The following is a 26571-nucleotide window of genomic DNA, read 5'->3' as shown; positions in this document are numbered from 1 at the left end:
GGCTCTATCTAGAGGGGGTCCTTTGTGTAAACAACCCCTCAGCACCCGCTATGTTCCCCATTCCTTTCTCTGAAATATATGCTAAGCCGCATTTATCGCGGTTTCACGCCGATTTCTTTCGGAACCCTCCGCCCCTTGAATACTTAGTACACTAACTATATCTGCTGTAAGCGAAACGGGAAACTACCATATGAATGACTTGTCTGGCTCGACCGGAACTCAAACTAAAAAAGCCCTCATGTTCGGCTGCGGAAATATGGGTCAGGCCCTGATCTCCGGCTGGAATGAAGTCGAAAACATCGAGTTCACTGTTGTTGACCCCGCCAAACCTGTCATTGCCGACGATGTGACGGTTTACGGCTCTGCTGAAGATGTAAAGGACAGCGATTTCGATCTGATCGTCATCGCAGTGAAGCCCCAGCTTATCGAAGATGTTATCAAGAATGCCCCGCATCTCATGCGTACGGATTGCCTTGTTCTGTCCATTGCTGCAGGCACATCGATGAACACGCTGCAGTCTTATCTCGGTGAACGGCCGATTGCCCGCATGATGCCGAACATGCCAGCTTCCGTAAAGCTCGGCCTGTCTGCGCTTTACGGAAACGACAAGTGCAGTGACGCCGATAAGGCCGTCATCGATGCCATGGCGACGAATAACGGCAAGTTTATCTGGCTCGATGAGGAAGACAAGATCGACCGTTTCACCGCTATTGCGGGTTCCGGGCCGGGTTATTTCTTTGAAGTGCTTCGCCTGTTTGCGATGGCAGCGATGGATCTCGGTTTTGAAGAAGAAGATGCGCGCATGCTGGCCATCGGCACAGTGCTCGGCACGGCGGCCATGGCCGAACAAAGCGAAAAAACGCTGGAAGATCTTCGCAAGTCCGTCACCAGCAAAAACGGCACAACACAAGCCGGTCTCGAACAGTTGATGCGTGAGGATACGCTTCGCCAACTATTCGCGGACACGACGCAGGCCGCGTATAACAGGGCTGTAGAGCTCCGCTAAACCTGCTAAACAAACAGAATACCGATCAGGACATTACTTATGAGTACGCTCGACAAGAAAATTGAAGCCTATGTGGACGAACTGGGCGCCCGCGCGAAAGCGGCGGCGCAAGGTCTCCTTACGGCGACAACCAAACAGAAAAATGACGCTCTGCGTAAGTCTGCTGCGAACCTTCGCGCGGCGACGTCCGAGCTGATCGCCGCGAACGAAAAAGACGTGGCTTACGCCAAAGACGCCGGCAAGCCGGACTCCTTCATTGATCGCCTCATGCTGAATGAAGAGCGCATTGAGGGCATGGCAAAAGCGCTGGAAGATATTGCTGAGCTGCCAGATCCGGTCGGCCGTCAGCTGGCACAGTTTGACCGTCCGAACGGTCTGCGCATCGAACGCGTTGCAGTGCCACTCGGCGTCATCGGCATGATTTACGAGTCCCGCCCGAATGTCGGCTCTGATGCCAGCGCGCTTTGCCTGAAGTCTGGTAACGCAGTCATTCTGCGTGGCGGCTCAGACAGCCAGCACTCTACCAAAGTGATTGTGGAATGCCTTGCCAAAGGCCTGAAAGAAGCAGGCCTGCCAGAGCATGCCGTTCAGACAATCGGTATTCCGGACCGTCAGGCTGTGACAGCGCTTCTGCGTTGCACCAAATATGTTGACCTCGTCATCCCGCGCGGCGGACGTGGCCTTGTTGAACTGGTGCGCGATCAGGCTGCTGTGCCGACGCTTCTTCACCTTGATGGCAACTGCCATATCTACGTTCACGAGTCCGCTGATCTCGACAAAGCCAAAGACGTTGTCCGTAACGCCAAACTTCGCCGTCTGGGCGTATGCGGCGCGACAGAGAGCCTGGTGCTGGATAAAGCTATTGCGGGCGACATTCTGCCGAAGCTTCTCGACAATATGCCGGAATGCGAGTTCCGCGGAGATGCTGCTGCGCAAGCTATCGACAGCCGTGTTGTCGCTGCGAGCGAAGAAGATTTCGACACAGAATTCCTCGACGCCATTCTATCTGTGAAAGTGGTCGACGGCATTGATGAAGGTATTGCCCATGTCAAAGCCCACTCGTCTGCCCACACAGATTCCATCATGGCGGAAGACGAAGCCGCAGCGCGCCGCTTCCAGCAGGAAGTCGATAGCGCGATTGTCATGCACAACGCCTCCACGCAGTTTGCAGATGGCGGCGAGTTCGGCATGGGTGCCGAAATCGGTATCGCGACAGGCAAGATGCATGCGCGTGGCCCGGTAGGCCTCGAACAGCTGACAAGCTTCAAATATCTGGTGCACGGCTCGGGCCAGACCCGCCCATAAGCACCATTCCAGATAAGGGCGCCACAAGCGCCCTTTTTCCAATCCGACGATTATGAAGAACCATATGAGGGGCTGACCAAACGACATGACGATCAACATTTTCGAAATGGTATCGCTAGGCGCCTACTTCCTTTTGATGCTGGGCATTGGCCTCTACGCATACAGGGAATCAACGTCTGACCTGAACGAATACATGCTCGGTGGCCGCAAGCTTCACCCGGCTGTCGGCGCGCTCTCTGCGGGTGCATCTGATATGTCCGGCTGGATGCTGATGGGCCTGCCTGGCGCGGTGTATCTGGCAGGCGTGGGGCAAGCCTGGATCGCCGTTGGCCTGACCATTGGCGCCTATCTGAACTATCGCTTCGTAGCGCCGCGTCTGCGTATCTATACCGAGATCGCCAAAGACTCGATCACGCTACCGGATTTCTTCGAGAACCGCTTCCACGACAATTCCCACATTCTACGCCTTATCTCGGCGCTGGTGATCATTGTCTTCTTCACGGTGTACACCTCTGCCGGCATAGTTTCCGGCGGCAAGCTGTTCGCTGAAAGCTTTGGCATGAACTACCAGATGGGCCTGTTTGTGACCGCTGGCGTAGTTCTGGCCTACACGGTTGTGGGCGGCTTCCTTGCCGTGTCCCTGACAGACTTCGTGCAGGGCTGTATTATGTTCATCGCGCTCATCCTGGTGCCAATCGTTTGCTATATGCACTTTAACGGCAGCACGGATGCGATCGCACAGACGGTTGCGACAGCCCCGCCATTCACGGACATTGACGGGTCTGATGGCCCGACACGTGAGGGCTTCTTCAACTGGTTTGACGGTATGACAGGGCTTGGCTTCGCCTCCCTTATGGCATGGGGTCTTGGCTATTTCGGCCAGCCACACATCATCGTCCGCTTCATGGCGATCCGGTCCCTGAAGGACGTCGCAACCGCGCGTTATATCGGGATGAGCTGGATGCTCTTCACCGTGATTGGTGCTGTTCTGGTGGGTATTGTTGGCGTCGCTTACGTCAATGAAAACGGCCTTCAGGAGAACCTGCGTGATAACGAGACAATCTTCATCCTTCTCTCGCAGACCCTGTTCCACCCGCTCGTGTCCGGCTTCCTGCTGGCAGCTATTCTGGCGGCGATCATGTCCACAATTTCGTCCCAGCTTCTGGTCTCGTCCAGCTCGCTGACAGAGGACATCTACAAGACCTTCTTCAACAAGGATGCGCCGCAAGGCCTTCTGGTGACGATTGGCCGTCTGACAACGGTTGGCGTCTCGGTGGTCGCGATTGCGCTCGCATGGAACCCTGACAGCTCTATCCTCGGCCTTGTCTCCAACGCATGGGCAGGCTTTGGCTCTGCCTTCGGCCCGCTGGTTGTGCTCAGCCTCTTCTGGAAGGGCTATACGCGTAATGGCGCGCTTGCCTCCATGATTGTTGGCGCGGTGACTGTACTCGTCTGGCTCTACGTGCCGATTCTCGACGGTGCGCCTCTGGAAAGCCTCATCTATGCGATGATCCCGGGCGTTGCCTTCTCGGCTATTGCAGGCGTCGTGGTTTCCATGGTGTCCGGCAAGCCAAAAGAGGAAGTCCTCGCTGAATTCTCGGCCATGGAAGACACTATGGACGAAGTTCACGGTAAGGGCATTGGCTCGATCATCTGATCCGAGACACAACACACTTTGCAGAAGCCCCGTCTCTTTGGCGGGGCTTTTTCATTTTATACAGAACCTTCGCGACCATTGCGCGTTGTCTTCCTGATATGCAAACCGCATCCGACTCCGATTTCGAAAATTCCGACCAGCATGACTCCGGTTATCCGCCTCATGCGCGCATGGAAAACGAGCTGACAAGCGCTGGCAATCCCTTCAAACTTCCGCCCAAGGCCTGGTGGAATGTTCTGAAACGTGTGGCGGCGAAATTCGGGCGCGATAACCTCGCTGTCGTCGCTGCAGGCTGTTCCTTTTTCACGCTGATGGCGCTGGTCCCGCTGCTCACATCAGTAGTGCTGCTTTACGGTCTCCTCGCAGACGCAACGCAGGCCGCAAACCATTTCGAACTGCTCTTTGTGATCATTCCAGGAGATGGCGCAAGCTTTCTGCGCGACCGGCTCATCGAGATCACAGAATCGTCTGAACCCGCACTCAGTCTTGGTCTAGCCATTTCCGTTTTCATTGCGATCTGGTCGTCAGCCAATGCCATGCGCGCCGTGCTGAACGCGATGAACATTGTCTATGACGAGACAGAGGACCGGAGCTTTCTGAGCCTCAATTTGCGAATTATGGGCTTCACACTGCTTTCCATTCTGGTGCTCGTTTTCGCCCAGCTTCTGATTTCTGTTGTGCCGGTACTGCTCAGCCTTTTCGGCTTTGGCGGTGCGTTCGAGGCAACGCTTACAATTTTGCGCTGGCCGCTTCTGGCATTCACCTTCTTTGCCGCGCTGTTCATCCTCTACAGGCGCGCCCCGTCGCGCAGCCTTGCGCGCTGGAACTGGGTCATCCCTGGCTCCCTGTTCGCGACGGTCGCATGGCTCGGCGCATCTGCGCTCTTCTCGCTTTACATCTCTAATTTTGCGAATTTCGACGCGGTTTATGGCTCGTTCGGCGCAATCATTGTCCTGCTTTTATGGCTACATTGGACCTATCTCATCGTGCTGGTCGGTGCAGAACTGAATTCAGAACTGGAGCGTGAAATCATCTGCGATACAACAACTGGCGAACCGGCACCGCTCGGTGAACGCAATGCCGTTGTCGCCGACACCGTCGCCATGCGACCTGATCTCTAATCAGTCGAGAGATGCCATGAGCTGACCGCACCAGTCAGGCTTTGGCGCAAGGGCGCGCTGGCCGCGATGTGGCCATGGCTGATAATGCCCGGCCTCCATGCCGATCTCGGCAAGGCTACGCCCGTTTACGGTCAGATCAACGACGAGACGACCATAACGGTCCTCGCCATAGGATTGCGCGATCTGCACTTCCGCACGACGGGTAAGCGCGACGATAAATTCCTTGGCCTCATAGCCGATCTCGCGTTCAGCCTCACAGCGTGCGCCGCCTCTTGCACCAACACCGCCGGTTTCAGGAGAGTCCACATTTGCCAGGCGAAATGGCTGGCCATCAATCCGGCCTGAATCACCATCTGACCAATAAATATTTTCCGCCGTCTGGACGTTGCCAGAACGGTCAGTCGTCGCCGAAGCAGCAAAGGCGAGAACGCCCAGAAATATGGCCCAGTAAATCCATCGCATGCGCCGCAAGCTGCGCTTGCGCGATTAATGAACGGTTAAAACTACCTGGTTTGGCTGTGGGGCAAAGCTACTTTGACTTCTCGCCCAGCCAGCCTGTTTGCAGAAGGGGTGCCGCTTCAATCTTGTCCGCGTCCATCATGCTGGACACCAGTTCAAGTGATGCAACCACCATGGATTGCTGCCAGGCTGGCAACTCGTCAAAACGGCCTTCAAACTCAGCCTGAAGAAGGTCCGGCGCATGTTCGAGCGCCGCGCGACCTGCATCTTCCAGTTTGATCCAGACCCTCCTGCGGTCAGATTCAGACCGACGTCGACTGACCATGTTTCGCGCCACGAGCCGATCTACAAGATTGGTGATGGTCGCATTCTTCAATTGGGTCTGTTCGCAGATCCAGCCGACCGAAACCTCGGGATACTCCGTCAGCATTTGCAGCACTTTAAGCTGCGACGGGGTAAGGCCTTCAATCTCGGCCAGACGCTTGGAAGACTGTTCGATCTTCCTTTGTATCTGGCGGATGGCAATCAGTGCTTCAGCGGAGCGCTCGCTCATTGGCTTCACCCTCTTAAAAATCATGCAGCGCAGGACCCAGCGCTTCTTTTAATGGTTCCAGATGCGCCTCATACGGACGCCATTGTTCCATACCAGACCGGTTGATCGGCCGGCGTACCTGCTCAGAGCTGGCTGTTCTTACCGCACGATCTGTTTTGTGGAAATCGAGGCAGGCCTGTTCGAATGGCAGTCCGCAATACTCCAGCATGCGGCGCACCTGACCTTCTGTATCGTCCAGCACGTCTTCGTGCTGCACTTTCAGAATACGCCCCTCGGGCAATACATCATGCCAATGGTTCATCAGGTCCACATAGCCACGATAATAATGCCCGATTTCCTGCAGACCGTAGGTGAACTCCTGCCCTTCGGCAAACAACTGCTTGAAGCCGGACCAGCAGCAATCAAGCGGATTGCGTCGCGCATCAATAATCTTCGCGTTCGGCAGCATCAGATGGATGAGACCGATATGCCGGAAATTATTCGGCATCTTATCGGTAAAGAACGGTGCGCCCTGACGATGCACGCGTGTATTTTCAATATACTCCGTACCCAGACGTTCAAAGTCGGCATCGTCCATTTCGTGTAGACAGCGTGGATAGCGCTCTCGGTCCGAAATCATGTTCCGGCCACGCAGGCGGTGCGCTGTCGCCAGCACATTCGGCAGCTCCAGCGTGCCATCTACCATGCTGTGAGAGGCGAGGATTTGCTCAAGCAGCGTAGAGCCTGCGCGTGGCAGACCGAGAATGAAAATCGGGTCGGGCGCCTGATGGCCAACACCTTCTCGCGCTTTAAACAGGGCCGGTGTGCAGTGCTTTTTCTGGGACTCGAATTCGATTTCCATCTGCTCGGACGTATAGCGCGTCTGGCGTGTCTTCAGCGCATTGCCTTCGCGCCAGGCTTCGAAAGCCGCATCATAATCGCCCGCATCTTCATGCGCCTTACCAAGCGCAAAACAGATATGAATACGCGACATGAAAGCGAGATTCGGGTCGTCCAGCGCGGCTTCCATCTTCGCGATGTCCGCAGCGTCAAACTTGTAGGTTTTCAGATTTGCGAGCGCATACCAGCCATCGCCATGAAGCGGCGTCACATCAAGCGCACGCTGATAGGAGGTCACCGCCTCGTCTGAGCGGCCAAACGTTTTCAGCGCATGACCGCGCGAGGTAAGCGCCGCCAGATCATCCGGGTTCTTGTCCAGAACCTGCTCGAACAGCTCCAGCGCGCGATCGATCTCACCGGCATGCATGCTCTCAATCGCCAGAAGCGACTGGAAGAGCGGACTGCTCGGGTCTTTCTGATAGAGATATTCAGCCTGTTTGTGCGCAGCCTCATACTTCTGACGCTTGCGAAGCACCTGAATATGATCAATGCGCAGCTGCAGGTTTTCCGGCTCGAACTCGATGGCCGTTTCCAGAAGGAAATCTGCATCCGTGAGCACAGACAGACGCGACCCGATATCCGCGAGAAGGCGCATGCCTTCAGTGTCGCGCGGGTTCTTCTGCAGATAGGCGCGAACAATCTCCTCGGCGCGCAGAATACGGCCCTCATGGAGATGGTTGATCACCGCGATCAGTTCGCGCGGCAACGTCTTCATACGTTCAGCCTGCGCATAGGCCTCGTTAGCACCTGCCTGATCACCTGCGCGGTAATTCAGATCGGCCAGCTTTTCCCAGCTGGCGATGAGCGCAGGGTTATAGCGCACAGCGCAGGCATACCCCTCACGCGCACCGCGCTCGTCGCCCATAGCAAGGCGCAAATGCCCTTCTTCCTGAAAGCCGCGGCCGAAGTCCGGCGCAGACCGTTTCAAGCGTTCGATCAGGGCTGAAGCTTTGTCGAATTCTTTGAGATAGCGCGCACACACGGCGCACATATAGAGCGTGTCCTGATGCTCGCCGGTTTCACCAAGCAACGCCTCTCCCTGACGCAAAGCCTCGTCGAAACGGCCTGCTTTCATAAGGGATTGAAGTTGTTTGAGTTGGTCCGGTGAAATCACAGTCATGAGATGCTTTTAAAGAGACACGTCCTTAAGGCAACAGCGCCCTGAAACTCTCATTTCAGGGCGCCATCTAATTAATTCAATCCGTCAGGATGTTCAGATCAGTTGTAATCGTATGAGAAACGAACACCGATCGTACGTGGACGCATTGGCGTAATGCGCTCACGGTCATTGACGAAGTTACCAGACAGTTCTGCGTGCTCGTTTGTGAGGTTCGTCACAAAGAGTTCTGCAGACCAGCTGTCAGCTGTCACACCCAGCGTACCGCCAAGTGTTGTGTAGCTGTCGAGTTCCATTTTGTTGATCTCGATAATGTCTGTGACGCTTGAGTCAGAGAAGATCAGCTGAGGCATAACGTGCGCTGTCAGTGGAGAGCCAGCAATCGTCTGCTCCAGATCCCACTCGTAACGTGCACGGATATTGCCCTGATACCCCGGCGCGAACGCCAGCTCGGAACCAACCAGAACGTCCTGTGTTGGCGTGAGAACTTCTGTCACCTCTGAGTCGAGGAATGAGAAGCCACCTGCAACGGTCAGACCGTTGATAGATGCAGGCGCCCATGCGAATTCACCTTCAACACCCTGAAGCTCTGCGTTTGCAGCGTTATCAGAGAAGAAGAGGTTCGTGATGGACGGGTCAAAGATCGTCGTCTGCAGACCGGAAATGTCTACGAAGAACGCAGAACCGTTAAAGCGCAGAGAGCGGTTAAACAGCTCGGTTTTCCAACCGATCTCGTAGTTTTTCACTTCGTCGGTGTCGACTGCGTAAGGTACTGTGAAGCCACCCGGACCTGATGCACCGCCTGGACGGTTCAGAAGACCTGGACGGAAGCCTTCAGAATATGTCGCGTAGAGCAGAACATCATCTGTAGGTGTCCATTCACCAGTCGCTTTGAAGATAACACCGTCCGTAGACGCTGTGTCAGGCGCGCCAACTGTGTTGCCAGGTGCGAACTGAGCAGAGATGTTCGTGCCGAACACCTGTTGGTCTGTGTCAGCAAACAGGTTGAAGAATGAAGAGTTCGCAGACCCTTCCAGATCAACCTCTACGTCGTACCAACGCGCACCAACCGTCACAGCGAACTGGTCTGACAGGTCGAATGTGGCTTCACCGAAGATGCCCATTTGCTCGTCCGTACGCAGAACATCGTTACGGAAGATTACGCCGTTCGGGAACGGACCCGGGTCAGAGAAGTAGCCCTGAGTTTCGTTACCAACCTGACCAGGTGTCGCCGCGCCGTTCGTCAGCGGATAGTTTGGCGCGAAGCCAACTGAACCGTCTGTGTAAACAACCTGAGTTGAACCCGGATAGGTAAAGTCGTTCAGCTCTGCCAGTTCAAGATTAGAATAGAACGCACCGAATGTTGCACGGAAGCGCTCATCAGCCGGTGTGTTGAAGCGAACTTCGTGTGTCTGGATTTTTGTTTCTGTAGACGATTCTACGAACATATCCGGCGCGTAACACGTGCCAGCTGGTGCAGGACCAGTCGGATAAGTCACGTCATAGTCACAGATGTAGTATGGCAGGTACTGACCGACGAAGAGGTAGTCAGAATAGTCTACGACCTGATCCGTTGTACGCTCTGTGTAAGCACCAGTGTAAACCGCTTCGAGGAAGCCGATACGGCCTTCAAGGGTCCACGCCGTGTTGTGATAGCTGTCGTCCAGCTCGTCTTCTGTGAAGCGTGTGACCTCATAGTCGCCAAGTTCCGGATCGTCATAGAAGACACCGTCAGCTTCAAGCTGCTGCTGGGAGTGCGCGACCAGAAGGTTCCAGTCGTCATTGAACTCATAGTAACCGGACAGACGGAAGCCGTTATATGTCGCGTCGTTGAAGTCGTCTTCAGCGATTGTCGCGTTGTCGGCGTCGATGAACGTTACACCAGAGAGGTAAGCGTCAGTCGCAGCTGTGTTGCCCTGAGCCTGGAAGCCTGCGCGGTTTGCGCCGACAACCGTACCGTTTGCACGAACTGTGCTCGCTTCGCGGAAGCGCGCGGATTCACGAACATTGAGTGTACCCGGAACGTTATCGATATAGCCGCCAGCATGGTCTGTATAGACAACGCCGCGAAGCGCGAAGTTATCTGTCACAGGCAGGTTGATGACCGCCTCAACGCTGTTCGACATCTCGCCGCCTTCAGTGAAGGACGTAGACGCGTCAAAACCAGCTTCGAAACCATCAAGGCTCGGCTTGTTTGTGATCAGACGAACCGTACCAGCCTGAGAGCTCGCACCGAAGAGCGTACCCTGTGGACCGGAGAGCACCTCAACACGTTGCATATCAGCCGCGTAAACATCGAGGTTACGACCCGGCTGAGACACTGGTTGTTCGTCGAGATAAAGCGCAACGTTAGGCGCAAGACCTGCGACGCCCGCTGTTGTCAGGTTTGGCGTCGTAGACGCGAGGCCACGAATATAAATCGTGTTCTGACCCGGACCAGAACCACCGGCTGTTACGCCCGGCAGCTGCACGAGATAGTCATTAAAGTTGGAAACGCCGAGGCTCTCCAGCTCCTGCTCACCCAGTGCTGTTACAGTCACTGGAATTGTCTGAGCGGATTCTTCACGCTTCGTCGCTGTAACCTGAACGGCTTGCAGGCGGCGGTCTTCTGGCTGCGCAGGTGCGTCCTGCGCAAAAGCTCCGGCCGCGGTCGCACTTGCAAATGCAACAACTGAGACGCTCTGAAGAAGTCTTCTCATGATGTCCTCTTTCACTTTGTTTCGATCATTAAAAGGAATCCAGCCCAATCGAATCCCCCACGGGCCCCAGAGAGGCCCATTAAGCTTGAGCGTTTGGTTAGTCGATTATTTCGACAATGGAAAGGTTGGTAACCGTTCATGACTAAGAAGCCGCAATTTTTGGGGCTTTTAGGTCACACTTTCCTTCGATTTCCGTAGCGTTCGGCACTATATGGAGGGTTAGAAAGCAAGAAACGGAGAATCTTTTGTTTGACGATCTAGATATTTCCTGCATGACGGTGTGATGACTGATATCGAACAGACCGGCTCTGAAGAAGAGCTCATCGTCCCTCAGGATATTCTGGAATACGACACCGACTATGAGATCGGTCAGGACAATGTCGAGGTCATGGGCCTTGATATTCACAATCCAGTTTTCTTCCTGTCTGCGGGCATCGTACTTCTCTTCTCAGTCCTGACGCTGATCTTCCCCGATGCCGCATCAGACTTCCTGCTCGGCGCAAAAGCAGGCACGCTGCAGAACTTCGACTGGCTGTTTGCGATTACGCCGCCAATCATTCTGATCTTCTGCGTCGCCTTGAGCATTTCGCCGCTCGGCCGTATCCGCCTCGGCGGGCAGGATGCGACCCCTGATTTCAGCATTCTCTCATGGATCGCCATGTTGTTTGCCGCTGGTGTGGGCGTCGGCTTCATGTTCTGGGGCGCGGCTGAACCGCTGGCCTATTACACCGACTGGTATGGCACGCCGCTGAATGTTGAGGGCGCAACGCCGGAGGCCAAGAGCCTCGCTTTCTCCTCCACCCTCTTCCACTGGGGACTTTCGCCCTGGGCGATCTACGCTGTCGCCGGTCTCTGCCTCGGCTTCTTTGCGCACAATAAAGGCCTGCCACTCAGCATTCGTTCTGCCTTCTACCCCATCCTTGGCGAACGCATCTGGGGCTGGCCGGGCCATATCATCGACCTGTTCGCAGTTGTCTCCACCATTTTCGGTCTCGCAACCACAATCGGCCTTGGTGGCACGCAGGCGGCGAACGGTATCGCCTATATGTTCGGAATTGAATCGAGCATCTGGCTTCAGATCGGCCTGATTTGCTCCATGACCGGGTTAGCCGTAATTTCAGTGATCCGCGGCATGGATGGCGGGGTAAAACTCCTGTCCGACATCAATATGGGCGTCGCTTTCTGCCTGCTCGTATTCGTCATCATTGCCGGCCCGACCGTGCTCATCTTTACAGGCCTCGGCGATCACCTTCTGGCCTATGTCACAGACACACCGGCACTGACCGACTGGCGCGGCCGCGAAGACCTTTCATGGTTCCATGACTGGACCATCTTCTATTGGGCATGGTGGATTTCCTGGTCACCATTTGTGGGTATGTTCATCGCGCGGATTTCCAAAGGCCGCACGGTTCGCGAATATTTCACCGTGGTTCTGCTCGCCCCATTCGCAATTTGCCTGATCTGGTTCACAGCGTTCGGCGAAACCGCAATCCTGCAATTTGATCAGGGCGTTGGCGATCTGGCAGATGGTGTGAGCGATTCATCCATCGTCCTGTTCCAGATGCTCGGTTCGCTACCGTTCGGAATGATCACCTCAATCGTAGCGATCACGCTGCTTATCGTCTTCATCGTGACCTCAGCGGACTCCGGCGCATTGGTTGTCGACACGATTACCTCTGGCGGCAAGACAGATGCGCCGGTCTATCAGCGCATTTTCTGGGCCTGCTCGCTTGGCCTGACGGCGTCTGCCCTCCTCTATGGCGGCGGCGAAAATGCGCTCCAGTCTCTACAGGCGGGCACGATCACGGCGGCTATTCCGTTCACGATCATTCTCCTCATCTGCTGTATAACTCTTTGTCTCGGCATGCTGGACGAACACAAAAAATCCAAAGCCTGGATTGAAGAAGAAACAGAAGAACTCAACTCATAACTTTCTGATTGAAACACCCCTCTCTGGCGTTATTCTGGTTACATAACGTTCGGGGAGGACAATCCATGAGTAGAGTGAGATTTGCGCTGGCCGCATTGGCTGTCGGCGCACTGGGGCCTGTCGCACACGCACAGCTAAGCAATGATGCGCTCGGCGCGTTCAATACCGCCGTCCAGAGCGGAGACAATGACGCAATCATTTCCGCATCTACAGCGCTCATGGATAATGCCATTGCCAATCCATCAGACCCGAACGCGACGGTTGCCGCCTATGAGGCCGCGCTGAAACTCTGTGAACGTCAGGCGTGCGAGACAGCCCTTCGCGGTGCTGAATTTGTGCTCGCACAGCCTGACACCGGCAATCACCCCGTCATGACTGACCGCGCCCTGCTTGAGGCATTCGCGGCTTTCTCAACGAGTGTGAACCGGTCCTCCCGGTCCGGGCTTGATGAAGCGCTGCAGAATGTCAGAGACCGCGACCCGAGCCATCTCAGCATCCGCGCATCTGTAGCTCTGTATACAGAACATCTGACGAATGGATCGTGGCGAGACGCCTGGCGCGTCGCGACCGCTTCAGCAGAACACCTTTATCCTGTTCGGAATGTAGTTTCCGAAGCCTATTTTGATGCACGGCAACAGTCGGCCATTGCTTATTTTTATTCGGAACAGACACGTGAGTCTCACGAAGCACTTGCTCGCTGGAACGCGGAAACCAGACAGACCGTGGCGCGGATTCTGGACGCTGGTTATACGTCACCTGAGTGGCTCGAAAAGGTCTATTGGCAGAGCGAAGCCTATATGACGCTTGCCGAACGCTGGTTCTATTCAAACGATGTAGACAATTCGTTCGCCGACAGAGAGGCAGGTCGGCGACAGCAGCAGCCACTCACAGAGGGGCAGTTGGATCAAATAAATGCCGAATATCCACTACCGAATTCTGAAGGGCTTTTGTTTCATCCGCGAACAGACGGCGAGCTACGCCGCTGCAGAGGAGAACTGATCAATGAACCGGAACTGCGATATCCGACGATCGCCCGTGGATGGGATGGCGTCGCGGTCGTGGTGGCTCGTCTCTGGTTTGATGACGACGGGTCGGTTTCGGATCAGGAGCTACTCGCCTCGATACCGCCCTCATCGCTCTTTGAAGAGCGGTCACTCGAAACCATGCAAGACTGGCATTTCGAGCTCGCTGATGACGAGGACAGCAGCGAGTGCAGCGTAAGTGCCTATCCTTTTTACTACCAGGTCGCCTTCTTTCTGCGACGTGACTGAGCAATCGACTTATTACCCCGGGCGGCTTGTACGCCCGGGTTCTGCGCCGTTTGGCGGTGATCTGAGCTCCTGCGCAGAGTTCAGCTCCGACACCGTATCGATGGTGATCACAGTCTGATCATTGGCTTCGGTGCGCGCTGGCCAGATCATTCCATTGCAATCGATCTCGGTTTCACCAGGCTCTGACCAGGCAAAATCAACCCAGCAGGCATGCGTAAAATCTGCAACAGCTCTGTCTTCGTCCGTCACCTGCCCCAGCGTCGCCGGATAGCTCTCAATCGTATTGAACACGAACGGAATTTCACCGGCGTGAGGAGCGCCATTCGGATTTAGCTCACGCAGAGCTTCGGGCACGTAATGGAAGAAATACTGCCAGACGGGCTCACCATCCTGAGCATAGGTGGCAACCTGTTGCGTTCCCGCCAGACGCCCTTCATCGGAGTTCGAGCCGATAATGAAAGGAATATCGTTCTCAGCACCCTGTTCAAAAGCGTCCATAATGGAAAGCGGTTTAACAATCGGATCAATGATTGTCCGGAAGCCGAATGCCAGACGACGCTGAGAGAAAAGCGTATCGGTATCAAGCCCGCGCAACTCTTCAACTGTGAGATTTGCGCCATCAAGGCCGATTTCATCCATATAGCTAACGACGAGTTCCTCAGCACGCTCAAGCGCCGTACCCGGCGCGCGCAGCGATCCTGTTGATTCAATGATCGCTTTGTCGATAACTCCTGCAGAAAGCGGTGATGTGAGAAGGTTTGCCGTCATCGTCGCACCGGCTGACTCGCCAAACACAAGCACATTGTCAGGATTGCCACCAAATGCTGCTGCATTGTCCTTCATCCATTGCAGTGCTGCGAGCGCATCCAGTAGATGAAAGTTCGTAACCGGCTCGCCTTCAGATGCAGATGCAGTCAGCGCCGGATGCGCGAAACCGGCCAGCGGCCCGAGCCGATAGTTGATCGTGACCAGAATAACGCCGTCGCGCGCAAACTCCGTCCCATCATATGTCGGCAAATTACCCGCTCCGACAACGCCGCCACCACCGAAGAGCCAGAGCATAATGGGCGCGTTTTCAGCATTCTCCGGTACCCAGATATTCATATACAGGCAGTCTTCGCTGACGGGGCCGAAATATCCGCCGCCATTTGGTGAACCATCTTCGTTCAGAGGCTGCAGGCAGGCTGGCGCGAACTCGTCGGCTTCCAGCACGCCGTCCCAGCTGACGGGTTGAGGCGCACGCCAGCGCAGGTCGCCAACCGGAGGCTGCGCAAACGGCACGCCGCGATAGACGGTGATGCCTCCATCGAGCGGAACACCCGACAAGACGCCGGAGCTTGTTTCAAGCTGCGTGTGTTCCGGCGCAATGACCGCCATTGGCTCTGATTGCACCGAACCGGTATCAATGTCGCTGCAGGCCATAAGGAGCACAGGCATAGCAATGCCGGCAATGAGTGATTTCAATTTCATAATATCCCCCCGATTAAGCCAGCAACGCTGGCGCCAGCGCGTCCCACGCAGCTTGCGGCGACAGCCCCGGACGGCCAAAGCCCATTGTGGCGACAACCATGTCCTGTTCCGGCAGCACGAAGCAGAACTGCCCAAGTGCACCGGCAGCAAAATACATGCTTGCCGGCGCATTCGGCACGCGACCTTCCGTGTTCAGCCACCAGAGATAGCCATAGCTCGCATTCAGTTCGCTCGGAGATGTCGCCGCGTGGATATAGGCTTCATCAATCAGGCGCTCACGGCCCCAGACGCCACCATTAAGATAAAACTGTCCAAGCCTTGCCATATCCCGGCAGGAAATAAGGATCGACCCGCCAATCCGCACATTCCCGTTCAGATCGACACCCTCAGGCTGGTAGTCAAAATTTCGGCAGCCAAGTTTGGCGACTACCTGCTGCATCATGAAATCATAGCTGGTCATGCCCGTCGCATTGGCGACGATATCCGCCAGATGGTCGGCCGGTGCGCCATCATAGAAATACTGCGTTCCAGGTGGAATGGTCCGCCCATATCCCGGCGGCGTGCCGTCTTCGGCTTCTTCGTACCACTCATACTCTGCCCCGGGTCCGGGCGGCGATGTGTCGTCAATCCGTCGCGGCGGAACAGAGCTCGGCTTCATGTTCATTGTGCCGCCTGAGCTCATGGTCAGCAAATGCCGGATGGTGGTTGCTGGCTGCAGACCCGAAACGTCTGACGGATGATAACGTGACGCCAGCTCATCAATATTCAGATAGCCAAGATACTGGGCCCGGCCAACCATGGTCGACCCCCAGCTCTTGCCTGATGAGAAACTTACATTCTGCCAGTCCGGCGTCGCTCGGTGATAAGCGTTCTCCCAGTAGGTCTCGTACACCAGTCGACCAGCGCGAATAACCACCAGCCCCTGCCGCTCACCGGGCTCTGCGAGCGTGTTGGCGGCGACATCAATCGCAGAGCGGGACAGACCAAAATCTTCCGGCGAAGACACAGCCCAGTCATTCAACCCCGGTCCGGCAGCGGCCTCACCAATGGAGAGGCTCTGTGTTTCACATGCTGCCAGCGTGGCTCCGCATCCGAGCAGAAATACTCTGCGATTGACTTCAGACGTCATGTTGTCCCCTTGTTAAAACCGTCCGGCAGGCCCCGGAAACACAACCGGCGTCTCGCTACCGTCTGTCGCGACAGCAGACACCCCGAAATAATAGTTATCGATCACGATATTCTCGAGCGTGTACTCAGTGACATCGCCCACAAAGCGCGAATAGGTCCACTGGGGCTCATCCGTCAGACGCCACCAGATGCGATAGCCTGCCAGATTGTCTGAGTTCTCAGGTTTTTCCCAAGTGAGCGTGGTATTTGCGGTCACAGCCCCCTCAATCTCGACGTTCGCCGGGAATGGTGGCGCGCCTGCAATACCCGCCATCGTGATCGCGTTGAGAGCCGTTAGCTGCGCCGCATAAACTTCATCGACGCCCTCCATCGTATCGCCATAGACGACACCGTCTTCAGTGCGCAGGTCCTGATGCTGGCGGTCATAGTGCTCATGGACTTCCATGATGCGCACGCCCGGAATGCCCACCTCATTGAACGGGCGGTGGTGTCCACCGCGGCCGAACCGGTCGAGACGGTAAACCATCATGACATCCATATTGGTCATATAGTCATCGGCCATGCGGTCGATATAGCGCGCAAGATTTCGCGACGGGCTGTCGACTTCACCACCTGTGAAGCGGCGGATACGCGCCTCTTCAGGGGTTTCAACGGCGCGCGTGCCTTCAGAGAACACGCGCACTGTCGAGTTATCGATAACGCCATCAATGCCCGAGATATTCGAGATCATATCATTGTTCAGAACAGCTTTGATCTCCCAGCCATTATCAAGCGCGTGCTGAGCGACAATGCGGCCGCCGATCAGCCCCTGCTCTTCGCCTGCCAGCGCAGCATAAATGATGGAGCCATCAAACTCGTACTGAGAGAGAATGCGGGCAGCCTCCAGAGCACCGGCAACACCAGACGCGTTATCATTCGCACCCGGCGAGTCAGACGTTGAATTCATCACATCGGTGACACGGCTATCGATGTCACCAGACATCATCACGAACCGGTTCGGGTCGGTTGTCCCGCGCTGGATAGCAATTACGCTGATCACCTCAGCAGGGCCCGGCACACGTCGCTCGTTTTCGACTGTGTCGCCGGTATACATAACCTCCAGACAGCCGCCGCAGTCAGCTGAGATTGCTTCAAATTCTTCGAAAATCCAACGACGCGCAGCGCCAATACCCCTCGTATCGCTCTCAGTTTCAGACAGAGTGTGTCGTGTTCCGAAGTCGACAAGCGTCTGGATGTCAGCGCGTATACGTTCAGGCGAAGGCGCGTGCGCGATGTCATACAGGTCCATAACTTCGCCTGGCGGCGCAACAATCTGCGTCGCACCTGGAAGAGCCGCTGCAGCGACAATACCAAAACCTGCAGAAATAATCAGCTTTCTCATCGGGAAATTCCTCTTACTGGCAGCTCAGAATGATAGGGTAGACGATCACGAAAGCAATCAACCCGGCTGTGCCGCCAGCAAGTTGTCCTCGCCTCGATTAATCCTCCAGCGCAGCGATCACATCTGCGGTGAATTCAGCGATGTTGAACCCGTCACCAATATCAAGACCGCGACGGACCACGACGAGGTCATGTTCAGGCACGATCATGGCGAACTGACCGAGCGCACCTGCTGCAGAATACCCCGGGCTCGGCATGCCCTGCGCGTCTCCATACAGCCAGAACTGTGCGCCATAACCAGGCCGCCCTACCGCCACAGACGCTGGCTGCGCGGCGGCAGGCGTGGCAACAAATTCAGACCAGCCCTCTGGCAGAATTCGCTCGCCTTCCCACACGCCATCATTCGCATAGAGGATCCCGAAACGGGCAAAGTCACGTGCCGTACTCCAGCACTGACCGGAAATCAGGAAGTCATCGAGCCAGTCGGTTTCAATTACCGTGCGCGTCATGCCGATACGCCACAGAAGCTCCCTGTGCGGGAAACTCAGAAACGCTTCATCGTCACCTAGCGCTTCGCGGACAGCATGAGTCGACAAAATTGTATCCGAGCCGGAATACACAAAACGGGTGCCTGGCTCTGCGTCCATCATATTCAACGCCGAAATCTCAGCAGGCGGCGCACCGGAGCCATAGATATCAATTTGCGGATTGCCTGCCCCAGACGTCCAGAAACCGCTATTCATGCCCAGCATGTCCGCAATCGTGATTGCTCCGCGCGGATCGCCCGGGCGACTCCATGCTTCGAGCGGCGCAGGCGCGTGAATATCGACCAGCCCTTCGCGGACTCCTACACCGACGAGGCTGACTGAGAGGCTTTTACACATTGAGTTTGTACGGGCCGACACGTGCATCTCATACCCTTCTTCGTAACGTTCAGCGAGAATTCGCCCGTTCTGAACAATTACGACACCCCAAGTATCACCCGCATATTTGCTCTCCTGATCCAGAAACGCCTCATCAAGCAGCGCCTCAAGCTCGGCGCGCGGTGGCTCAACCGCATTCTGGTCTCCGAGAGGCCAGTCCTGATCATCAAAATTCGGGCGTTCTACATCCGCCGGCCATGGCGTCAGATGCTGAACAGCCTCCATCGTCGCGCCGATCGGCAATTGTGTGCAGCCAAGGTTATCGCGGTGGACTGCAATTCGCGGCGGCATATCATCCAGATAGCGCACAGCGACAACGCCATTCTCACGGTCAATCATGTCCGCGCCCTCATCAGCCGCGCGGGATGAGCGGGACAGGGTCGCGTAGACCATTTCCTCTGACATCTCAGACTCGAACAAACCGGAGCAGAGGTGTAGCGCGCGATAGCCAGCGCCGCGCGCTGCATCATGCCTGGAAACATCTGACCGTGACGTCATAGCCGAAGCTTCGGGCCGTGCAGGTCCTGCTGCCGCATTCTGAACCGGCTGGCGCGTTTGTTCGGCCTCCTGTGCTACGCTCGCGCAGGAACCGACCAGAAGTGCCGCAATCGACACACCCAATAAAGTAGATTTCATTTCAGATCCTCCCCGCATTTTTATCGGCGATGCACCGCACCGGTGCCCAGTTGTTGTGTTGGATAACGCTCAAGGAATTCACGCTCCGCGCGATGCGGATCAGCTTCAAGATGCGGCGGGTTATCCAGCATCATCGTATAGCGGTTTTCCAGGTCGTACGGTCGCCATTCAGGGATGGCCGGATTGTTCGGATTTCCATTGCGCGCGAAGGAAATCCAGCTGCCCGCCATGATGTCTTCCATCGCTCTTGTGGAGTCTGTCTCCGGCCCGACCATGTATTCCATCTTATCCGCGTTATCGAAGACAAATGGTAGACAAAGCGAGTGTTGAGACACCCGGCGTCCGCCCTCAACGGGCTGGCGCCACATCAGACGATAAACATAGGTTGGAGCTGTCGCACCAAGCGCACGCATTTCAGACATGAGTGTCTGGTCGCGGCGATAACCTCTTGCCGATACAATTGTGAAGAAAACTTCCGACGGATTTGCTTCCGGACGAGACGCCTGAAAAATGCTGAAAGCCTCATCCACGTCTTCAGGATCAATGAAGGTCCGTAGACGCTCTTTGGCCTGAGCCTCATCCATTTCGAAAATACCCGGCAGACCGCCCATCTGGTTTGTCAGCTCAGTGCGGGTGGTGCCCAGCATCATCGGCACGTGGCTCGAAATACGTGGCGCGTCCGGATAGAATGGATGTGACCGGAAAGCATTGCCATCCAGCGTCGGGCTGAAACGTCCACCCAGCTCACGACGGACTGCTATCTGCGCACGGGTCAGATCATCTACCGAAACCGTCTGGAGCCTGTGCGCCTCGGAAACCGGAATGTCCAGCTGTCGCAGCAGCGCATAAGCCATGTCATTGGAACGTTCGAGTGATTGCAGTCTCAGGTGTGAGCCAGACTGAACAACGCCCTTATGAAACAGGCCTTCTGCATCCTCGCCTGCGAAACAAAGGCTGACCTTCCGGCCGCCGCCTGACTGACCGTAAATCATTACATTGTCCGCGTCGCCGCCGAACTGGGAGATATTCTCTCGAACCCAGTTCATAGCGCGAACAAGATCGAGATAGCCAACATTTGAAGACTCTGCGAAATCCTCGCCCAGCACGTCACCCAGATAACAATGACCAAAGACGTTCAGGCGGTGATTGATTGTGCAGACAACGACGTCTCCGCGCAGCGCCACGTTTGTACCGTCATAGACAGGAACAGACCCGACGCCTGCTTCAAAACCACCGCCATGAAACCAGAGCATAACCGGGCGCTTTGCGTTATCGCATGCCGGCGTCCACACATTTATGCGCAGACAGTCGTCAGTCATCGGCTCTTCGCCGGCGAGACGCGTCTGGACCTGTGGAGACTGATCACCGTATTCGAAGGCGTCCTGCACGCCCGCCCACGGTTCAGGCGTTTTCGGAGGCAGGAACCGGTTGGTGCCTTCGGTAGAAGCGCCATAGCGCATTCCTTTGAAGACCGAAACACCATCCTGCACGCGACCGCGCACATAGCCTTGCGCTGTCTCAACAACCGGCTCGGTTGGCGATCCCATTATACGGTTTATCGGTGTACCAGTTGCACACGCGCCCAGCGCTGCACTTCCGCCCAGCAGCATCAATCGACGATTGATCGACATCAGAACCTCCCACTATTATTTACCTGCGCGTCGCGTCCCGACCGGACCGAGGCATTCATTAAACATAAACACGTTCATACACCGATTTTCCGGCACTAAAAAATAAGGGCCAGACAAGCTTTGTCCGGCCCTCGCGCTAGAAAAGCGCAGTTTAACTCGCGATCATCGGGAGAATGTCCGCTGCGCGATCCAGGTGTTCTATGTTCATTGTTGCGTCGATGACTTCTTCTGTCCGGCCATTGCCAAGTACAGGGGCCATTAACTCTCGAGCTTTATCCAGCACGTCATCACGCGTCATTGGGTGAGATGGGAATCCTCGTACAAACGGTACGAATACATTGTGTGTCCCAGTGCGGGAATCGACGAGTGTTACACGGGCCGGCTCGGTACGTTCCTCGCCCTCGGCAACTTCTAGATCAGGCGCATGAATAACGTCCATTTTTTCCATCAGCGCATGTACCTGACTATCGGTGTTGAACCGCTCACGAGACTGTGCCGACACAAGGTCCAGCCGCCCGTCAATCAGCATGATCGAAGCGAGATACCTCAGGTTCAATGCAGGCATTTCCGCATTCCTGAATGCATCCCAGCGACCAGGCATTTCCATGACAATGCTCTCAACCGTCTGAGGTGAAGTTTGCGGAAGCAATTCCATAATCCCCTGTACGGCAGGCTGTGTCGGGCCGCCTACGGGATAACGCTTATACGCTGTGAGAGGCAGCTCCGAACGCGTATCAAGATCCTCGATCAGATAAGCCGGATTATGATCGGCGCCCTGACGGAACATGCGGTGGTTCATGTACCCTTCCGCATTATCGAGGCAATCAGCGACGCCCGTATACCCGGCCTCTACCAGAAGCGCAGCCTCCGCTCCGTTTCGCGCACCGACACCTGCGAAAACAAAAGTCTTCTCAATGTGATCCTCATCAAGCAGCCACTGCCACGAACCGGACGCAGACTGACAGGCATAAGACATGACGTGCTGCACCTGTTCAGCGGTCAGGCCCAACATGCTCGCTGTCGTCGCTGCAGCACCGAAACATGGCCCCAGCCCGTGATTGGCGATACCGTTGGCGTAGAGCGTACGAACGCCGAGAGCCTTTGGCATACGACCACATAGCTCATAACCAGCGACGACCGACCGGAGCACGTCGCTACCGGTTCCGCCTCTGTTTTCGGCAATACCGAAGGCGGCCCCCACAACAGCTGGACCCGGCTGCACAAAAGCAGACGGAATGAAGTCGTTAATCTCAGAACCGTGTACGATCATGGCGCTGCCATAAATCGCATCTACCAGACCGCAACGTTCATTCGTCGCCAGCATGGTTGCGCCATTTTCGGCGTCACGGGATTTCGACAATGCATATTGTCGGCCAAGCATAGCCGGTTCGAGATCCTTGCAGGAAACCGCTGACGCGAAAGAATCAAGGATGTGGCGCTTACCAAGCTCGAGAAACTCCGGATCAACTGCCGCCGTCCTGATGTTTGCAATGTACTCGCTGATCGTGCGCGTCAGATTAAGATCGGTGACGATCCCATCACTCGGAACGCTCGCCTCAGCCGCCTGGGCGCTAGCAGGCTCAGCAGCCATCGCTGTGGCGCATGACGCAATTGTCAGCGACGCACCAGCAAGACCAACCTTAAACGCATCACGGCGGGTAAAATGTGAACGCGCCGCCTGGCCCGCTTCATCATCAGAACTCATTCATATCCTCCCTGGCGTTCCATTTTTCAGAACATCGTTTCATTGATATGATGATGGATGCGGAGATGATGTCAACCAAAGATGACCATGTTCAGTTTTTTCTCACGGACACGAGATAAACGCGATCAGCCTGAACACAGAAAGTTGGTTTTGACTTGAGCGTCTTGTCCCATAATTTGTTCAATATAGCTCACATAGCGGAACCAACATCGGCTCGACGCGTACGAGACCAGAGGAGACTCAACTCACATGGCTGTTTATCGCCCACCGCATATTCCATCCTCTGAGATCACGCCGAAGGATGTCTGGCTGAACCGACGATCTATTCTGAAAAGCGCCGCAGCCCTTGGCGCGACAACTCTCGCCGCACCTCTTGCAGCCTGTGGACAGGAAGCAGCCACCGGTACCAGCTTCACCACCGATGAGCCAATCACGCCATATCAGGACGTCACCGGCTATAACAATTTCTACGAATTCGGCCTTCAAAAGACGGACCCTGCCCGTCATTCAGGTGACTTCAACCCGCGCCCATGGACAATCGAAGTTGATGGCCTCGTGAACAACCCGCGCACCTTCGACATTGATGAGTTGATCGCCAGCCAGATGATCGAAGAGCGGATTTACCGCATGCGCTGCGTTGAAGCCTGGTCCATGGTCATTCCGTGGAATGGTTTCCCGCTATCTGCCCTTCTCAATCAGGTCGAGCCGCTGTCCAGCGCTAAGTATGTTGCCTTTGAAACAGTCGTGCGCCCGGAAGAAATGCCGGGTCAGCGCGGTTTCTTCCAACCGCTGCCATGGCCATACCGTGAAGGCCTGCGCCTTGATGAAGCCATGCATCCGCTCACGATTTTGTCGACGGGCGTGTTTGGTGAAACCCTGCCGAACCAGAACGGTGCACCTGTCCGCCTCGTTGTGCCGTGGAAGTATGGCTTTAAGGGCATCAAATCCATCGTGAAGATCACCCTCACCGAGCAGGAGCCTCCATCCACATGGAATGTCTCCGCGCCGAGCGAGTACGGCTTCTACGCCAATGTGAACCCGGACGTGCCGCACCCGCGCTGGAGCCAGGCCACCGAGCGCCGCATTGGCACAGGCGGCTTCTTCGGCGCTGACCGCCGGGAAACGCTCATGTTCAACGGCTATGCTGACGAAGTTGCAGACATGTATGCTGATATGGACCTGACGCGTTACTTCTGATGTCCGTTTCCAGCACAGTAAATTCTGCCGTCCGTAAAATTCCGGCATGGCCGCTTTATATTCTTGGCCTCATACCTGCGGTATGGGGCTTTTATCTCGGCGCGACCAACCAGCTAGGCACCGACCCGGTCAAAACCTTCGAGATTTTTCTCGGCCTATGGGCGATCCGCTTTCTGCTGCTTACCCTCGCGGTGACGCCACTGCGTGATCTGGCGGGTGTGAACCTGATCAAATACCGGCGCGCTCTGGGGCTTCTCGTTTTCTGGTATGTATTGTTCCATTTTCTTGTATGGCTGATCCTTGATCAGCAGCTCATGATGGCTCAGGCGATTGATGACATCACCAAACGGCCTTTCATTATGCTGGGCATGGCGGCACTAATTCTGCTCATTCCGCTCGCGCTGACGAGCTTTAATTTCGCCATCCGCAAGCTGCGCAAAAACTGGAACAAGCTGCATAAGCTGATCTATGCGATCAGCATTCTGGCGGCGATCCACCTCTTCATGGCGACAAAAGTTCTGGATGCCGAGCAGTATATCTATCTGGCGCTGTTTGTCGTGCTGCTCGGATATCGCATTGCCCGCGAGCCGATCCTGCAGGCAAAACGCGCGGCGTGAGGCGGACACCTCTAGCACACGAGTAATCGACCTGAGTTCGGAACATCAAACCGCGACTGCGGTTCGGGCTTCGCCCGCCCTCACGGAGCGACTGAGCGCAGCGAAAACAGCGTGAGTGAAATCTCAATTCAAAATCAGCCAAACGCCTAATCCATGCAGCGGCAGATCTGCCGCCGGGCTTTCGCCCGCCTGCCGGAGCCGCTGCGCGGCGTGAGGCAAAACAAGCATGATTTTTCCTGCAATCGATTCACTGAATCGATTGCTATTTTTTGTATGCAAAAAATATCGGAAAAATGGTGCCCCCGGCCGGACTCGAACCGGCACTCCCGAAGAAAACGGATTTTGAATCCGTCGCGTCTACCAATTCCGCCACAGGGGCACGGAAAATGCGAACCCGCTAGATGACAAGAAGCGGGGTGCACGTCAATCGAAACTGAAGGGAAGTTTTGCAGGCCAGCTAAAATGCCAGCCTGACGGGCTATCTAGCCGTCAACTTTCCAGCCGCGCGCTGTGCGACGGGCTTCCAGAATGCCATCTTCTGAAGAGGCATGAGCGCGAGCACGTTGAGGCTGCGGTTTAGAGTGAGACGCAAAGCGCATGAACATAGCCACGCAAGCAATGATCAGGCCGACAATCGCTGTCGCGATCGCAACGACACCTGCTGCCATGAGAACCAGAGCGCCAACCGCGAATGTTGCGATAACGGCAAATAGTCGTTTCACGGACCCGAAAAAGGATCCGCCGCCACCCAGCCCGTTAGTCGTCATATTCGCATTGATCATTTTCATCTCCAGATAGGAGTGTGGGGACGATTGAGCGGTTCGTCAATCCGCTCTTATCAGCATGCCACGCTCGGCACGGATTTTTGCATATGCACCAGTGATGGTTGCCGCTTTTTCATTCGCACGTGCTTCAAACTCGTGTGGCGCGCCATTCATCACCAGCCTGTCCGGGTGATTATCGGCCATCAGCTTACGGTAAGCGACGCGAATATCATCGAAGTTTGCCGAATGGCTCACGCCCAGAATTTCATACGGATCATCCGGGTCTGCGCCCATATGACTCGCCTTGATGCGGCGGAAATCATCTTCGGTAAAGCCGAATATGGATGAAACCTTTTGCAGGTAGATCATCTCGTCCAGCGTCACCACGCCGTCAGCGCCGGCAATGTAGAACAAGCCGTCCAGCACGCCCTCTAACAGGCATGGCCGGTCACCATATTTGCGGGCGATCTTAGAGGCATAGCCCTCATATCCGCGCACTGTCTGGCGGGCGAGATTGAACACCCTGCGTACAGATGCCGCATCTTCAGGAGCCGCGCGAAAGACTTTTGAGAAAACCTGAACCTCATCATCGGTGACTTCACCGTCAGCCTTGGCGAGTTTCGCGCCCAGACCAACGACAGCCGCCGTAAATCCTACATCCTGAGGGTCCGGACCGCATGAAGAATTGTCCGCCAGCGCGGGCAGGTCATCCTCATGGTGAGGATCAAACAAGCGCTGAGCGCGCTCCAAAAGGCGATTCCAGATGGTCATCCTGTGAGTCTTATACCCTAAAATTCTAATTTTGTCAGATCATGCTCTGTTGAGTTTTGCTTAAACCTTCGTAATTCTGAAATCCCCGTTACACCGCGTCTCGAAAAGAAAAAACCGTGATCGAAACGATAGTCATTCTAAGCGTCTGCGCGGGGCTTTTCGTCCTTCTGCAATGGCGAGAATGCGACCACTACGCGCTTGATCTCAGCTTTGCGATCACCGTGTTCGGGCAGGCCGTCGAATAGCCCGGTCAGTCACGCGTGCGTGACCTCTCTTACAATTTCGTAATGCAGGCATCCAGTTTCAGACCGGTGTCGTAACCAGAGTATCCATCGCAAAAAACGCGGTGGCT

Annotated in this window: 21 protein-coding genes and 1 tRNA gene; 9 read left to right on the top strand and 13 right to left on the bottom strand. The window is 55.6% G+C overall.

The annotated features are described in order from the left end of the window. The first annotated feature begins 190 nt into the window (after positions 1 to 190). The 4 genes from proC (at position 191) to G523_RS0106445 (ending at position 5089) form a co-directional block, all read left to right on the top strand. Positions 191 to 1006, top strand: coding sequence for a pyrroline-5-carboxylate reductase (proC, locus tag G523_RS0106460; protein WP_022694219.1), 816 nt, complete (start codon positions 191 to 193; stop codon positions 1004 to 1006). Between the two features lie 39 nt (positions 1007 to 1045). Then, positions 1046 to 2311 carry a glutamate-5-semialdehyde dehydrogenase gene (locus tag G523_RS0106455; RefSeq protein WP_022694218.1) on the top strand — a complete coding sequence of 422 codons (1266 nt, stop codon included), beginning with the start codon at positions 1046 to 1048 and terminating at the stop codon, positions 2309 to 2311. Between the two features lie 85 nt (positions 2312 to 2396). Then, a complete protein-coding gene (gene putP, locus G523_RS0106450) occupies positions 2397 to 3968 on the top strand; it encodes a sodium/proline symporter PutP (RefSeq protein ID WP_022694217.1) in 1572 nt (523 codons plus the stop codon). A 98-nt stretch (positions 3969 to 4066) separates the two neighbouring features. Then, positions 4067 to 5089, top strand: coding sequence for a YihY/virulence factor BrkB family protein (locus G523_RS0106445; RefSeq protein WP_022694216.1), 1023 nt, complete (start codon positions 4067 to 4069; stop codon positions 5087 to 5089). On the opposite strand, the gene G523_RS0106440 is transcribed toward G523_RS0106445, so the two are convergent. The 4 genes from G523_RS0106440 to G523_RS0106425 all read right to left on the bottom strand — a co-directional run bounded on the left by G523_RS0106440 (position 5090) and on the right by G523_RS0106425 (position 10796). Then, positions 5090 to 5551, bottom strand: a complete 462-nt coding sequence (locus G523_RS0106440) for a thermonuclease family protein (RefSeq protein WP_022694215.1) — start codon at positions 5549 to 5551, stop codon at positions 5090 to 5092. Positions 5552 to 5618: 67 nt separating this feature from the next. Continuing rightward, on the bottom strand, positions 5619 to 6101 hold the full coding sequence (locus G523_RS0106435; protein WP_022694214.1) for a MarR family winged helix-turn-helix transcriptional regulator: 483 nt from the start codon (positions 6099 to 6101) through the stop codon (positions 5619 to 5621). A gap of 13 nt (positions 6102 to 6114) precedes the next feature. Next, entirely contained in the window at positions 6115 to 8100 is a 1986-nt protein-coding gene (locus tag G523_RS0106430) for a tetratricopeptide repeat-containing sulfotransferase family protein (protein WP_022694213.1), read from the bottom strand. Positions 8101 to 8198: 98 nt separating this feature from the next. Next, positions 8199 to 10796, bottom strand: coding sequence for a TonB-dependent receptor (locus G523_RS0106425; protein ID WP_027441512.1), 2598 nt, complete (start codon positions 10794 to 10796; stop codon positions 8199 to 8201). A 283-nt stretch (positions 10797 to 11079) separates the two neighbouring features. Between G523_RS0106425 and G523_RS0106420 the strand changes: the two genes are divergently transcribed. Continuing rightward, the gene (locus G523_RS0106420; protein WP_022694211.1) at positions 11080 to 12726 is read left to right on the top strand and encodes a BCCT family transporter; all 1647 of its coding nucleotides are present in this window, start codon (positions 11080 to 11082) and stop codon (positions 12724 to 12726) included. 65 nt (positions 12727 to 12791) lie between these two features. Then, on the top strand, positions 12792 to 13997 hold the full coding sequence (locus tag G523_RS0106415; RefSeq protein WP_155802604.1) for an energy transducer TonB: 1206 nt from the start codon (positions 12792 to 12794) through the stop codon (positions 13995 to 13997). A 12-nt stretch (positions 13998 to 14009) separates the two neighbouring features. On the opposite strand, the gene G523_RS18305 is transcribed toward G523_RS0106415, so the two are convergent. The 6 genes from G523_RS18305 to G523_RS18295 all read right to left on the bottom strand — a co-directional run bounded on the left by G523_RS18305 (position 14010) and on the right by G523_RS18295 (position 22870). Then, complete coding sequence (locus G523_RS18305; protein ID WP_022694209.1) at positions 14010 to 15467, bottom strand: carboxylesterase/lipase family protein; 1458 nt, start codon at positions 15465 to 15467, stop codon at positions 14010 to 14012. A 13-nt stretch (positions 15468 to 15480) separates the two neighbouring features. Then, the gene (locus tag G523_RS0106405) at positions 15481 to 16596 is read right to left on the bottom strand and encodes a serine hydrolase domain-containing protein (protein WP_022694208.1); all 1116 of its coding nucleotides are present in this window, start codon (positions 16594 to 16596) and stop codon (positions 15481 to 15483) included. Between the two features lie 12 nt (positions 16597 to 16608). Further along, positions 16609 to 17976, bottom strand: a complete 1368-nt coding sequence (locus G523_RS0106400; protein ID WP_022694207.1) for a M28 family metallopeptidase — start codon at positions 17974 to 17976, stop codon at positions 16609 to 16611. 97 nt (positions 17977 to 18073) lie between these two features. After that, positions 18074 to 19534: a serine hydrolase domain-containing protein gene (locus tag G523_RS18300; RefSeq protein ID WP_022694206.1), complete on the bottom strand. Its 1461-nt coding sequence runs from the start codon at positions 19532 to 19534 to the stop codon at positions 18074 to 18076. A 20-nt stretch (positions 19535 to 19554) separates the two neighbouring features. Continuing rightward, entirely contained in the window at positions 19555 to 21165 is a 1611-nt protein-coding gene (locus G523_RS0106390) for a carboxylesterase/lipase family protein (protein WP_022694205.1), read from the bottom strand. A 151-nt stretch (positions 21166 to 21316) separates the two neighbouring features. Further along, positions 21317 to 22870, bottom strand: a complete 1554-nt coding sequence (locus G523_RS18295; RefSeq protein WP_022694204.1) for an MmgE/PrpD family protein — start codon at positions 22868 to 22870, stop codon at positions 21317 to 21319. Between the two features lie 249 nt (positions 22871 to 23119). Between G523_RS18295 and msrP the strand changes: the two genes are divergently transcribed. Both msrP and msrQ read left to right on the top strand, forming a co-directional pair. Continuing rightward, the gene (msrP, locus tag G523_RS0106380) at positions 23120 to 24067 is read left to right on the top strand and encodes a protein-methionine-sulfoxide reductase catalytic subunit MsrP (RefSeq protein ID WP_022694203.1); all 948 of its coding nucleotides are present in this window, start codon (positions 23120 to 23122) and stop codon (positions 24065 to 24067) included. Further along, complete coding sequence (msrQ, locus tag G523_RS18290) at positions 24067 to 24684, top strand: protein-methionine-sulfoxide reductase heme-binding subunit MsrQ (protein WP_022694202.1); 618 nt, start codon at positions 24067 to 24069, stop codon at positions 24682 to 24684. The genes msrP and msrQ overlap by 1 nt, the downstream gene beginning before the upstream one ends. Before the next feature lie 294 nt (positions 24685 to 24978). On the opposite strand, the gene G523_RS0106365 is transcribed toward msrQ, so the two are convergent. From G523_RS0106365 to G523_RS0106355, 3 genes are all read right to left on the bottom strand, one after another. Next, a tRNA-Leu gene (locus G523_RS0106365) sits at positions 24979 to 25063 on the bottom strand. Between the two features lie 103 nt (positions 25064 to 25166). Then, positions 25167 to 25466, bottom strand: coding sequence for a hypothetical protein (locus G523_RS0106360; protein WP_155802603.1), 300 nt, complete (start codon positions 25464 to 25466; stop codon positions 25167 to 25169). A gap of 42 nt (positions 25467 to 25508) precedes the next feature. Beyond that, positions 25509 to 26219: a molecular chaperone DjiA gene (locus tag G523_RS0106355; protein ID WP_022694199.1), complete on the bottom strand. Its 711-nt coding sequence runs from the start codon at positions 26217 to 26219 to the stop codon at positions 25509 to 25511. A 116-nt stretch (positions 26220 to 26335) separates the two neighbouring features. Between G523_RS0106355 and G523_RS21285 the strand changes: the two genes are divergently transcribed. Then, positions 26336 to 26464 (top strand): hypothetical protein, encoded by a 129-nt coding sequence (locus G523_RS21285; RefSeq protein WP_267879326.1) that lies wholly within the window; start codon positions 26336 to 26338, stop codon positions 26462 to 26464. Positions 26465 to 26571: the final 107 nt, after the last annotated feature.

Source organism: Ponticaulis koreensis DSM 19734 (genome assembly GCF_000420665.1).
Classification (GTDB): Bacteria; Pseudomonadota; Alphaproteobacteria; order Caulobacterales; family Hyphomonadaceae; genus Ponticaulis; species Ponticaulis koreensis.
This window is presented reverse-complemented; position numbering and strand designations above follow the sequence as displayed.

Bases quoted from the DNA above. Each gene is read 5' to 3' on its own strand.
- proC (WP_022694219.1), top strand. From the start codon at position 191: ATGAATGACTTGTCTGGCTCGACCGGAACTCAAACTAAAAAAGCCCTC.
- G523_RS0106455 (WP_022694218.1), top strand. From the start codon at position 1,046: ATGAGTACGCTCGACAAGAAAATTGAAGCCTATGTGGACGAACTGGGC.
- putP (WP_022694217.1), top strand. From the start codon at position 2,397: ATGACGATCAACATTTTCGAAATGGTATCGCTAGGCGCCTACTTCCTT.
- G523_RS0106445 (WP_022694216.1), top strand. From the start codon at position 4,067: ATGCAAACCGCATCCGACTCCGATTTCGAAAATTCCGACCAGCATGAC.
- G523_RS0106440 (WP_022694215.1), bottom strand. From the start codon at position 5,551: ATGCGATGGATTTACTGGGCCATATTTCTGGGCGTTCTCGCCTTTGCT.
- G523_RS0106435 (WP_022694214.1), bottom strand. From the start codon at position 6,101: ATGAGCGAGCGCTCCGCTGAAGCACTGATTGCCATCCGCCAGATACAA.
- G523_RS0106430 (WP_022694213.1), bottom strand. From the start codon at position 8,100: ATGACTGTGATTTCACCGGACCAACTCAAACAACTTCAATCCCTTATG.
- G523_RS0106425 (WP_027441512.1), bottom strand. From the start codon at position 10,796: ATGAGAAGACTTCTTCAGAGCGTCTCAGTTGTTGCATTTGCAAGTGCG.
- G523_RS0106420 (WP_022694211.1), top strand. From the start codon at position 11,080: ATGACTGATATCGAACAGACCGGCTCTGAAGAAGAGCTCATCGTCCCT.
- G523_RS0106415 (WP_155802604.1), top strand. From the start codon at position 12,792: ATGAGTAGAGTGAGATTTGCGCTGGCCGCATTGGCTGTCGGCGCACTG.
- G523_RS18305 (WP_022694209.1), bottom strand. From the start codon at position 15,467: ATGAAATTGAAATCACTCATTGCCGGCATTGCTATGCCTGTGCTCCTT.
- G523_RS0106405 (WP_022694208.1), bottom strand. From the start codon at position 16,596: ATGACGTCTGAAGTCAATCGCAGAGTATTTCTGCTCGGATGCGGAGCC.
- G523_RS0106400 (WP_022694207.1), bottom strand. From the start codon at position 17,976: ATGAGAAAGCTGATTATTTCTGCAGGTTTTGGTATTGTCGCTGCAGCG.
- G523_RS18300 (WP_022694206.1), bottom strand. From the start codon at position 19,534: ATGAAATCTACTTTATTGGGTGTGTCGATTGCGGCACTTCTGGTCGGT.
- G523_RS0106390 (WP_022694205.1), bottom strand. From the start codon at position 21,165: ATGTCGATCAATCGTCGATTGATGCTGCTGGGCGGAAGTGCAGCGCTG.
- G523_RS18295 (WP_022694204.1), bottom strand. From the start codon at position 22,870: ATGAGTTCTGATGATGAAGCGGGCCAGGCGGCGCGTTCACATTTTACC.
- msrP (WP_022694203.1), top strand. From the start codon at position 23,120: ATGGCTGTTTATCGCCCACCGCATATTCCATCCTCTGAGATCACGCCG.
- msrQ (WP_022694202.1), top strand. From the start codon at position 24,067: ATGTCCGTTTCCAGCACAGTAAATTCTGCCGTCCGTAAAATTCCGGCA.
- G523_RS0106360 (WP_155802603.1), bottom strand. From the start codon at position 25,466: ATGATCAATGCGAATATGACGACTAACGGGCTGGGTGGCGGCGGATCC.
- G523_RS0106355 (WP_022694199.1), bottom strand. From the start codon at position 26,219: ATGACCATCTGGAATCGCCTTTTGGAGCGCGCTCAGCGCTTGTTTGAT.